Consider the following 9,831-nt stretch of genomic DNA (forward strand, 5'->3'; position numbering starts at 1 on the left):
GCCATGGCGAAGGGCGAGTTCGGCGGCAGGCCGAGATCCGGCCGCTCCGGCACGATCGGTCCGAAATCGGGCAGCACGACATCACTGGCGCCTTGCACCGTGAAGGCTGCCGGCTGCACGGTCGGCTGTTCCGACAGGCCCGGCTGCGCGGCAAAGGCCTGCCCCGAATTGGTCAACTGTCCAGGGAACGGCACGGCCGGCGGCGCGCCCACCGAGAGGCTCGGCGACGGGCCGTTCATGGCCACCATCACACCGGTCGGCAGGCCGTCCGACGGATCCGGCCGGTTGTTGCCGGGGCGGTAGGACGCCACCAGATACTGGTCGTCGTCGCCATCGAGCGGCGCGCGGCCGACATATTCGACTTTGACCCGGGCCGTGCCGACCTTGTCATAGTCGAGCATCTGCGCGGCGCGTTCGGAGACGTCGATGATGCGGCCCTCATGATAGGGACCCCGGTCGTTGACGCGAACGATCACGGAACTGCCGGTCTCCAGATTGGTGACGCGGGCATAGCTCGGCAGTGGCATCGTCGGATGCGCCGCCGTCAGATGCGTCATGTCATAGACTTCGCCATTGGCGGTCAAACGCCCGTGGAAGGCATCGCCATACCAGGAGGCCAGCCCGACCTTGGTGAAGCCCTTCTTGTCTTCCTTCGGATAATACCACTTGCCGCGAACCTGGTAGGGCTTGCCGAGCTGGTCGCGGCCGCCGCCCCGGCGCATGAACTGGACGCGCGGGCTTGCCTTCACGCCATATTCGGATTCCGCGAAATATTCCTTGGGACGGGCCTTCTTGTAGACCATCCCCTTCGGCTGGGGCTGTGAGGCGCAGGCAGCCAGCAGCAGGCCCGAAAGGGCGCACAGGGCGAAAGCAGAAGCGCGACGAAGACGCGGGCGCGTCGGAGTCTGCATGTTTTCGATTGTCCCCTACCGTGCTGCACCCGACGGAGCCAGAGGTCGCCCGTTAGGCCAACACCTTGATCCCCAATCCCTTTTGCACAGGAATTGCTTATCACGATGTTAATCGATTATGGCCGCAACAGGGCGAGATTGTGGCATGAGTGCAGAATGCCGCTCGGAAAGTCCGTGCTCGTTCGAGAACGCCCTGCTGCCAATAGCGCCGGCCACAAGATCGCCAGCGCGTCAAATCCGAATAAGAGTGCGGGTTTGTCCTGCTATTGCGGCTGCACGTTGGACGGCAGCTGTTGGGCCGTCGCACGAGACAGCTTCTGGCGCTTCGTCAAAACCGGCTTCTCATAGATCTTCTTCATCAATTCCCCCGTTAGAACATTAGCAGGTAGAGATTGGCAGGGTTTTGGCGGCATTGTCAATTGCATCTGACCGGCTTCCTGGGATTGCCCCCGGCTCCCGAGAATATGATTGAGCCTGTCCTGCGATTGACAGATCTTTGCGCGGCGCACTAGAGCATGGAGCGCATGCGTTCTTGTCGGCACAGTTTTGCTGTTAACAGGACGAAGCGCCTCGTGAAGATCACGATGGAGGGATGGCCGAGCGGTTTAAGGCACCGGTCTTGAAAACCGGCGTGGGCGCAAGTTCACCGTGGGTTCGAATCCCACTCCCTCCGCCACAATTCCAATAAAATCAAAAACTTAAGCCAAGCTGTCGGGCCGCGGCATAAGTTTTAGCCTAACCGGATATGAAAAGGCCCGGCAAGCCGAAGTTGGCCATCAATAACCAGTTGGGATCCACGGATCGGTGTCGTACCCCAAGCGATGGTCCAGGAAATTTGCGGCCTGATTTGACGGACGCGCAACAACCACCGTGCCTGTTGATTTGCAATCCAGTTTCGGTGCCGGCTTGCCGCTGCCAGCCTTCATATGTGCTGCAGGACAAGAGATTGCTGCCTGAGCGGTGGCTACCTTTTTCTTTTCTTTCGCAACGGCTGCTCCGGTGGCCGCCAATACCATTGCTACGCCAAACACAACGAGTTTCATTGAAACGCCCTCACCCTGCACAATCCGAAATGATCGCGCCTGCGTTAACGTTACGTCAACTATATGTTGTCCGCAACGACGATTCCCTGTTTCGATCTCTGGTTGCGTTCGATGAAATCGCAGGTGGCAACCATGGAAGCGATCTTCGACGACATCGCAGCAGCTCTGGGAGCCCCGCCGAGGCGGTTGCGGGCAGGCTACGGCGCCTGGCGCTACGCCTGGCTGAAAGCCGCGTCGCAGTAGGCGTGGGCATAGCTGTCGTCCGCGCTGTCGCCGGCTGAATATTAGCAGTTTCTTGTTGTAAGCCGCTGACGAGAGCATAGTCCTATCGGCGGGTACGAGGAGCTTTTGATGGAGAGTTCCATGCGACTGATCATTCTGTTGGTCGCCTGCGTCGCTGTGTTCATCGTCCGGGATGGCTTGGCCAACAAGAGCGCTTATCGAATTGCGACAGTGAAAAGCCTCGAACAGGTGGAAGGCTTCGGCCTGGTACAGAACTAGCGCCAGAAGTCGCCTGGCTCATACTGCTGGTCAGCACTCCAAGCCCCGCGATATTGCAGGCCGTTGGCCTCAGCCAATTGAGGGCTCAGCATGGGCTATCCTACCCGTCCTCGTGCTCACGCGGCGTGAGCCTGTCATGCGACACTCCGGGGCCTCGCTAGGGTCGGATGCAGGTCTGTCAGGGCTGACTTTTTCCGGGTATCCGGGTATATCGCGACTTCCGTCAAGGGGATGCGAACATGGCGCCCCCTGCGCCGACCCGGACCTTTGTGCGCACTAGCGATTCTGCAAGTCACAGCCGCCAAGAGTTGTGCGCTGCTTGTATTGGTTGGTGGGCGAAGCGTCCTGACACCCATGTCGGTCAATCGTTGGTGAAACACCGTTTATTTGATTTCTCGGACAAAATATGCTGCTTCTCGCGCCCATGAAAAAGCTCTGCCTGATGGTTCTGGCGTCGCTGGCGCCGGTCTTGCCGGCCAAGGCGATGGACAATGCGTTGCGCGCCGGCCTGATGAAACTCGATCCCGAAACCCGCCTCGAGCAGCGGTGCGACGCAGAAGTGCTCGACCGGATCAGCCACGACGATCGCAACTACAAAGCCGACCGGGTCGTGGCCTACGCCTTCGCCACGCCGCAGATGAGCGCCGATGCCATCAAGAGCTCAGGCGCCGCCTTCCGCAGCAAGGGCCAATGGTACCGGCTGAAGTTCAAATGCCAGACCGCGCCGGACCATATGCAGGTGCTGCAGTTCCGCTACAAGATCGGTGACGAAATCCCCGAATCCGACTGGGCCAAATACAATCTCTACGACTAGTTCCCGCCCGCCCGCTTGACCGGCGAACACCCGAAATGATTGAGGGCTTGCGCTGGCGGCGCCGTTTTCCGGCGATGTCCGAACCTGCGTCTTGACGCCGATGGACCATGCCTTTAGGCCCGTCCGGCAAAGGGCCATGTTCATTTCAGGCAAGGATTTCTAGTCGATGGAAATATTCACTGCCACAGGCCTTTCAGCTCTCCTCCAGGTCGTCGCAATCGATCTCGCGCTCGCCGGCGACAACGCAATTGTGATCGGCCTCGCGGCGGCCGGCCTTCCCGCGGATCAGCGCAAGCGCGCCATCATTGTCGGCATCGCTGCGGCCACGGTCCTGCGCATCGTCTTCGCCCTCATCACGCAATGGCTGCTGAGCATCGGCCCGATGCTGCTCATCGCCGGCGGGCTTCTGCTTCTGTGGGTCTGTTGGAAGATGTGGCGCGAATTGCGCGTCAGCCATGACGACGAGCGCGATGCGACCGAAGCGCTGTCGAACAACGACTACAACAAAGACGGATCCGTCGCCGGCAAGGGAGCACGCAAGACCTTCTCTCAGGCCGCCTGGCAGATCGTAATCGCCGACGTCTCGATGTCGCTCGACAATGTGCTCGCCGTCGCCGGCGCCGCCATGAAGCATCCGACGGTGTTGATCATCGGGCTGGCCCTTTCGATCGCCCTGATGGGTTTTGCCGCTTCCTTTGTCGCCCGGCTGCTGCATCGATATCGCTGGATCGCCTATATCGGCCTGCTGATCATCTTGTACGTGGCGATCAACATGCTTCTCGGCGGCGCCGTGCAGCAGTTCCCCGACCATTTTGCCTTCCTGGCGCCCTGGTTCGGGTCGGACGCTCACTAGAGCAATTCCAGGAAAAGTGTGAGCGGTTTTCCGTCCAGAATTGCGTCAAAACAAAGGGATAGAGCGGTTCGCCGTTTCCGTGAAACGGTGAAACGCTCTAGCGCTCTTCAGGGGCGAATGCCTGGCGCAAGCCTCTTGTCCTGGCCGGCGGCAGGTTTGCTTCTGTGCCGAAGCGTGCTATTGCGCCGCGCGAAATGGCTCAAAGCCGCGCCGTAGATCGACCTTCAGAGCCAAAGGCTCAATCCTCGATCTCGCCTTCACCTCTTGGAAAACAAAATTTATGTCCGCCCCACGCGTCAGTTTCGTCAGTCTTGGATGTCCGAAGGCGCTCGTCGATTCCGAGCGCATCATCACGCGGCTCCGCGCCGAAGGTTATGAGATCGCGCGCAAGCACGATGGCGCCGACCTCGTCGTCGTCAACACTTGCGGCTTCCTCGATTCCGCCCGCGACGAGTCGCTCAACGCCATCGGTTCCGCCCTTTCGGAAAATGGCCGTGTCATCGTCACCGGCTGCCTCGGCGCCGAGCCGGACGTCATCCGCGAAAAACATCCCAATGTGCTGGCGATCACCGGCCCGCAGGCCTATGAGAGCGTGATGGCGGCGGTCCACGAGGCGGCTCCGCCCAGTCACGATCCCTATGTCGATCTGCTGCCGCCGCAGGGCGTGAAGCTCACCCCGCGCCACTACGCCTATCTGAAGATTTGCGAGGGCTGCAACAACCGCTGCACCTTCTGCATCATCCCGGCGCTGCGCGGCGATCTGGTCTCGCGGCCGGCGGCGGACGTACTGCGCGAAGCCGAAAAACTCGCCAAGGCCGGCGTCAAGGAAATCCTCGTAATCTCGCAGGACACCAGCGCCTACGGCATCGACATCAAGTACCAGACATCGATGTTCGGCGACCGCGAGGTGCGGGCGAAATTCCTCGACCTTGCCGAGGAACTCGGCAAGCTCGGCATCTGGATACGCATGCATTATGTGTACCCCTACCCGCATGTCGCCGACGTCATTCCGCTGATGGCGGAAGGAAAGATCCTGCCCTATCTCGACATCCCCTTCCAGCACGCCTCGCCGCAGGTGCTGAAGAACATGCGGCGCCCCGCGCATGGCGAAAAGACGCTGGACCGTATCCGCGGCTGGCGCGAGGTCTGCCCGGATCTCGCCATCCGCTCCACCTTCATCGTCGGTTTCCCCGGCGAGACCGAGGACGATTTCCAGATGCTGCTCGACTGGCTGGACGAAGCCAAGATTGACCGCGCCGGCTGCTTCAAATATGAGCCTGTCAAGGGCGCGCGCTCCAACGACCTCGGGCTCGAACAGGTGCCGCAGGAAATCAAGGAAGCGCGCTGGCACCGCTTCATGCAGCGCCAGCAGAAGATTTCCGCCGCGCAGTTGGCCAAGAAAGTCGGCAAGCGCCTGCCGGTGCTGGTCGACGAGGCGCATGGCGCGTCCGGCAAAGGCCGCACCAAATACGACGCGCCGGAGATCGACGGCTCGGTCCACATCCAGTCGCGGCGGCCGCTGCGCGCCGGCGAGATCGTCACCGTCAAGATCGACCGCGCCGACGCTTACGATCTTTACGGATCGGCCGTCTGATCGTCCTCCAAAGCGAAGGCACACCGAATGAGAAAGGGCGCCGCGCGGCGCCCTTTCCTTTTTGACACCAGTAACTTGCAGCTTACTGCGGCAGCTTGTCGTCGACGCCCTTGACGTAGAAATTCATGCCGAGCAGCGTGCCGTCATCGGCGACTTCGCCGTCCTTCAGCCACGGCGAGCCGTCCTGCTTGGAGACCGGTCCGGTAAAGGGGTTCCAGCCGCCGGCGATCTTCTTCGTGGTCGCCTCCGCCATAGCCTTCACGTCGTCAGGCATGTTGGTGAAGGGCGCGAGCTTTACGGCGCCGTCCTTGATGCCGAGCCACACATTGTCCGGCTTCCAGGTGCCGTCGAGCGCGGCCTGCACGCGGCTGATGTAGTAGGGACCCCATTCGTCCGTGAGCGAGGTGAGCTGCGCGTTCGGCGCGAACTTGATCATGTCGGATGACTGGCCGAAGCCGTGCAGCTTGCGCTCCTCGGCGACCTGCAGCGCGGCGGTGGAATCGGTATGCTGCACGATGATGTCGGCGCCCTGGTCGAACAGCGCCTTGGCTGCGTCGGCCTCCTTGCCGGGATCGAACCAGGAATTCACCCACACGATCTTCACCTTGAAGTCGGGATTGACCGACTGCGCGCCGAGCATGAAGGAGTTGATGCCCATCACCACTTCCGGGATCGGGAAGGACACGATGTAGCCGGCAAGGCCCTTCTTCGATTCCTTGGCCGCGATCTGGCCGAGCACGTAGCGGCCTTCATAGAAGCGGGCGTTGTAGATGCCGAGATTCTTGCCGGTCTTGAAGCCGGTGGCATGCTCGAACATCACTTTGGGGAACTTCTTCGCGACCTTCACCTCGGCGTCCATGAAGCCGAAGGACGTGCCGAAGATGATCTTGCACTTCTCGCGCGCCAGGCGCTCGAAGGCGCGGTCGGCGTCCGGGCCTTCCGAGACGTTTTCGAGATAGGCGGTCTCGACCTTGTCGCCGAGCGCCTTCTCGACTTCGAGGCGGCCCTGGTCGTGCTGGTAGGAATAGCCGAAGTCGCCGATCGGACCCGTATAGACCCAGCAGGCCTTCAGCTTGTCGGCCGCCTCGGCGGTTGCCGCGACCGACAGGGCCGCAGCCGTGGTCATCAACGCAATAAGCAGTTTTTTCATTGTGTTACCTCTCTGAGTTAAGCCTTGGAGCTTCCCGTCTTTTTGTTGTCGTCAACGATCCGGAACGAATGGCTGCCCCAACGAAGCCGGCGTGTTCATCATTGTCAGCCGCTTGTTGCGCGAGATTAGAACGAGAACCGCGATGGTTGCCAGATAGGGCAGCGAAGAAAGAAACTGCGACGGCACCGGAATGCCAAAAGCCTGTGCATGAAGCTGGCCGATCCACACAGCGCCGAAGATATAGGCGCCTGCCAGCACCCGCCACGGACGCCAGGACGCGAACACCACCAGCGCCAGCGCGATCCAGCCGCGGCCCGCGCTCATGTTCTCCACCCATTGCGGCGTGTAGACCAGCGACAGATGCCCGCCGGCAAGGCCGGCGCAGGCGCCCCCGAAGATCACCGCCAGGTAACGGTAGCGGATGACCTTGATGCCCAGCGCATGCGCCGACGTATGGCTGTCGCCGATCGAGCGAAGCGTAAGCCCCGTGCGCGTCCTGAACAGGAACCACATGACCGCCGCGGTCAGCGCGATCGAGATGTAGAAGACCGGATCCTGGCCGAAGATCAGCCTGCCGACGACCGGGATCGAGCTGATCACCGGGATATCGAGATTGGGCAGTCTCACGCCCGGCTGACCGACGAAGCTGGTGCCGATCATGCCGGAAAGGCCGAGGCCGAGCAGCGTCAGCGACAGGCCCGTCGCCACTTGGTTGGTGGCGAGCGACAGCGTCATGACGGCGAAAAGCAGCGAGAACAGCGCACCGACGATGATTGCGGCGAGCAGGCCGATCCACGGTGACCCGGTGAGATAGCCGGCGCCGAAGCCGCCGACGGCGCCCATGATCATCATGCCCTCGACGCCGAGATTGAGCACGCCCGAGCGTTCGACCACCAGTTCGCCGATCGCCGCGATCAGCAGCGGCGTCGCGGCGGTCGCAATGGTCAAAAGGATGTTGACGGTGATGTCCATCAGCGGGCCTCCTCGAGCTTGGGCGCTGCATCGAGCTTCGCGGCGTTCGGCTTCATCAGCGCCACGCCGATCAGGCGAATGCGGTAGTGGATGAGTGTGTCGCAGCCGAGCACGAAGAACAGAAGCATGCCCTGGAACACGCGCGCCACCTTGTCGGAGATGCCGAGCGCGCTCTGCACCGCCTCGCCGCCGAGATAGGTCAGCGCCAGGACGAGACCCGCGGCCACGATGCCCAGCGGATTGAGCCTGCCGAGGAAGGCGACGATGATGGCGGTGAACCCGTAGCCCGGCGAGATCACCGGCTGCAACTGGCCGATGGCGCCGGAGACTTCCGAAATGCCCGCCAGACCGGCCAGCGCGCCGGACAGAAGGAAGGTGAAGAACACCATCCGGTTCAAGCCGAAGCCGGCAAAGCGCCCTGCCCTCGGGCTGGAACCCAGAACGCGCACCTCGAAACCTTTCAGCATGCGGCTCATCATCAGCCAGATCGCTACGGCGGCGACCAGGGCGAAGACGAAGCCCCAATTGGCGCGGCCGGCATCGGGCATCAGCTCCGGCAGCACCGCGGAATCGCCGAACTGGATGGTCTGCGGGAAGCCATGGCCTTGCGGGTCACGCCATGGGCCGCGCACCAGCCAGTCGAGGAAAAGCTGCGCGACATAGACCAGCATCAGGCTGGTCAGAATCTCATTGGTGCTGAAGCGGGTCTTCAAAAACGCCGGGATCGACGCGTAGAAGGCGCCGCCGACCATGCCGAGCAAGAGCATCAGCGGGATCACCAGCGGGCCTTCGAATTGCGGGAACAGCACCGGGATGATCGAGCCGAAGATCGCGCCGAAGATGAATTGGCCTTCGGCGCCGATGTTCCAGATGTTGGCCTTGTAGCAGACCGACAGTCCGACCGCGATCAGGATGAGGGGCGCCGCCTTGATGGCCAGCTCGTGCAACTGCCAGACTTCGCTGATCGGCTGGATGAAATAGATGTTGAATGCATCCAGCGGATTGACGCCGAGCAAGGCGAACATGATGGCGCCGGCGATCATCGTCAGCGCGAAGGCAATGAACGGCGACAGCACCGAAAACAACGCCGAGCGCTGCGGACGTTTGACCAGTTCGATGCGCATCATGCGATCTCCAGGCTGTGTTCTGCGTGGCCGGGCTCGGCGCCACCCATCAAGAGGCCGATCTTCTCGAAAGTCGCCTCGGCGATCGGCAGCGGCGCCGACAATTGCCCGTTGTGCATGACCGCGATCGCATCCGACAGCTCGAACAATTCGTCGAGATCCTGGCTGATGACCAGGACGGCGGAGCCGCTGCGCGCAAGCTCGATCAGGGCCTGGCGAATGCGAGCGGCCGCGCCTGCGTCCACGCCCCAGGTCGGCTGGTTGACGATCATGACGCTCGGCTTGCGGTCGAGTTCGCGGCCGACGATGAATTTTTGCAGATTGCCGCCCGAGAGCGCGGCCGCCTCCGGATCGGGCGCGCTCTTGCGCACGTCCATGGCGGTGATGATGCGCTGGGCGGCGCTATAGACGGCGCTGTTCTTGACCATGCCGCCGGAGCCGACGAAAGCCTTGCCGTCGGTGGCGTGACGGGACAGCAGCAGGTTCTCCGAAAGCTTCATGCGCGGGGCGGCGCCGTGCCCCAGGCGCTCTTCCGGCACGAACGCAGCACCCATCAGCCGCCGGCCGGTGATGGAGAGCGCGCCGGCGTCCTTGCCGCGGATGCGCACCGAACCCGCATCCTGCTGTAGCACTTCGCCGGAGACGGATTCGAAGAACTCGCCCTGGCCGTTGCCGGCAACGCCGGCAATGCCGATCACTTCGCCGGCGCGCACGGTGAGATTGATGTTCTTCAGCGGGATGGCAAAGGGCGTCGCCGGCTTGCGCGTCAGCCCACGGATTTCCAGCAGCGCCGGCGCGGTCTCGATGCCTTCGGCCGGCGCGCGCTCCACGGCCTTGACTTCGCTGCCAACCATCATGCGGGCCAGCGA

At 62.2% G+C, this 9,831-nt stretch carries 11 protein-coding genes and 1 tRNA gene; 6 read left to right on the forward strand and 6 right to left on the reverse strand.

From position 1 onward, the window contains the following. Nucleotides 1-911: septal ring lytic transglycosylase RlpA family protein (locus EOA24_RS16050; RefSeq protein WP_133374528.1), on the reverse strand; the 911-nt coding region annotated here is incomplete at its 3' end. A gap of 586 nt (nucleotides 912-1,497) precedes the next feature. Here EOA24_RS16050 and EOA24_RS16055 point away from each other — a divergent pair. Further along, nucleotides 1,498-1,587: transfer RNA gene (locus tag EOA24_RS16055), tRNA-Ser, on the forward strand. A 100-nt stretch (nucleotides 1,588-1,687) separates the two neighbouring features. On the opposite strand, the gene EOA24_RS16060 is transcribed toward EOA24_RS16055, so the two are convergent. After that, entirely contained in the window at nucleotides 1,688-1,954 is a 267-nt protein-coding gene (locus tag EOA24_RS16060) for a hypothetical protein (RefSeq protein WP_126060970.1), read from the reverse strand. A 111-nt stretch (nucleotides 1,955-2,065) separates the two neighbouring features. On the opposite strand from EOA24_RS16060, the gene EOA24_RS43885 reads away from it, so the two are divergent. The 5 genes from EOA24_RS43885 to rimO all read left to right on the forward strand — a co-directional run bounded on the left by EOA24_RS43885 (nucleotide 2,066) and on the right by rimO (nucleotide 5,716). After that, a complete protein-coding gene (locus tag EOA24_RS43885; RefSeq protein WP_281059501.1) occupies nucleotides 2,066-2,197 on the forward strand; it encodes a hypothetical protein in 132 nt (43 codons plus the stop codon). 120 nt (nucleotides 2,198-2,317) lie between these two features. After that, nucleotides 2,318-2,455: a hypothetical protein gene (locus tag EOA24_RS41605; protein ID WP_189343134.1), complete on the forward strand. Its 138-nt coding sequence runs from the start codon at nucleotides 2,318-2,320 to the stop codon at nucleotides 2,453-2,455. Nucleotides 2,456-2,861: 406 nt separating this feature from the next. Then, a complete protein-coding gene (locus tag EOA24_RS16065; protein WP_126082738.1) occupies nucleotides 2,862-3,269 on the forward strand; it encodes a DUF930 domain-containing protein in 408 nt (135 codons plus the stop codon). 166 nt (nucleotides 3,270-3,435) lie between these two features. Beyond that, nucleotides 3,436-4,122, forward strand: coding sequence for a TerC family protein (locus EOA24_RS16070; RefSeq protein WP_126082737.1), 687 nt, complete (start codon nucleotides 3,436-3,438; stop codon nucleotides 4,120-4,122). A gap of 280 nt (nucleotides 4,123-4,402) precedes the next feature. Further along, nucleotides 4,403-5,716: a 30S ribosomal protein S12 methylthiotransferase RimO gene (gene rimO / locus EOA24_RS16075; RefSeq protein ID WP_127409906.1), complete on the forward strand. Its 1,314-nt coding sequence runs from the start codon at nucleotides 4,403-4,405 to the stop codon at nucleotides 5,714-5,716. An 82-nt stretch (nucleotides 5,717-5,798) separates the two neighbouring features. Here the strand turns inward: rimO and EOA24_RS16080 are convergent, their stop codons facing one another. The 4 genes from EOA24_RS16080 to EOA24_RS16095 all read right to left on the reverse strand — a co-directional run. Then, complete coding sequence (locus EOA24_RS16080; RefSeq protein ID WP_126060966.1) at nucleotides 5,799-6,866, reverse strand: BMP family ABC transporter substrate-binding protein; 1,068 nt, start codon at nucleotides 6,864-6,866, stop codon at nucleotides 5,799-5,801. A gap of 51 nt (nucleotides 6,867-6,917) precedes the next feature. Further along, nucleotides 6,918-7,838: an ABC transporter permease gene (locus tag EOA24_RS16085; protein WP_126082735.1), complete on the reverse strand. Its 921-nt coding sequence runs from the start codon at nucleotides 7,836-7,838 to the stop codon at nucleotides 6,918-6,920. Then, nucleotides 7,838-8,965, reverse strand: a complete 1,128-nt coding sequence (locus EOA24_RS16090; RefSeq protein ID WP_126060964.1) for an ABC transporter permease — start codon at nucleotides 8,963-8,965, stop codon at nucleotides 7,838-7,840. The genes EOA24_RS16085 and EOA24_RS16090 overlap by 1 nt, the downstream gene beginning before the upstream one ends. Further along, nucleotides 8,962-9,831: ATP-binding cassette domain-containing protein (locus tag EOA24_RS16095; RefSeq protein ID WP_127409907.1), on the reverse strand; the 870-nt coding region annotated here is incomplete at its 5' end. The genes EOA24_RS16095 and EOA24_RS16090, both read right to left, overlap by 4 nt.

Origin of the sequence: Mesorhizobium sp. M2A.F.Ca.ET.039.01.1.1 (genome assembly GCF_003998035.1) — a bacterium.
Lineage (GTDB): Bacteria > Pseudomonadota > Alphaproteobacteria > Rhizobiales > Rhizobiaceae > Mesorhizobium.

Bases quoted from the DNA above. Each gene is read 5' to 3' on its own strand.
- EOA24_RS43885 (WP_281059501.1), top strand. From the start codon at position 2,066: ATGAAATCGCAGGTGGCAACCATGGAAGCGATCTTCGACGACATCGCA.
- rimO (WP_127409906.1), top strand. From the start codon at position 4,403: ATGTCCGCCCCACGCGTCAGTTTCGTCAGTCTTGGATGTCCGAAGGCG.
- EOA24_RS16085 (WP_126082735.1), bottom strand. From the start codon at position 7,838: ATGGACATCACCGTCAACATCCTTTTGACCATTGCGACCGCCGCGACG.
- EOA24_RS16090 (WP_126060964.1), bottom strand. From the start codon at position 8,965: ATGATGCGCATCGAACTGGTCAAACGTCCGCAGCGCTCGGCGTTGTTT.
- EOA24_RS16070 (WP_126082737.1), top strand. From the start codon at position 3,436: ATGGAAATATTCACTGCCACAGGCCTTTCAGCTCTCCTCCAGGTCGTC.
- EOA24_RS16080 (WP_126060966.1), bottom strand. From the start codon at position 6,866: ATGAAAAAACTGCTTATTGCGTTGATGACCACGGCTGCGGCCCTGTCG.
- EOA24_RS16065 (WP_126082738.1), top strand. From the start codon at position 2,862: ATGCTGCTTCTCGCGCCCATGAAAAAGCTCTGCCTGATGGTTCTGGCG.
- EOA24_RS41605 (WP_189343134.1), top strand. From the start codon at position 2,318: ATGCGACTGATCATTCTGTTGGTCGCCTGCGTCGCTGTGTTCATCGTC.
- EOA24_RS16060 (WP_126060970.1), bottom strand. From the start codon at position 1,954: ATGAAACTCGTTGTGTTTGGCGTAGCAATGGTATTGGCGGCCACCGGA.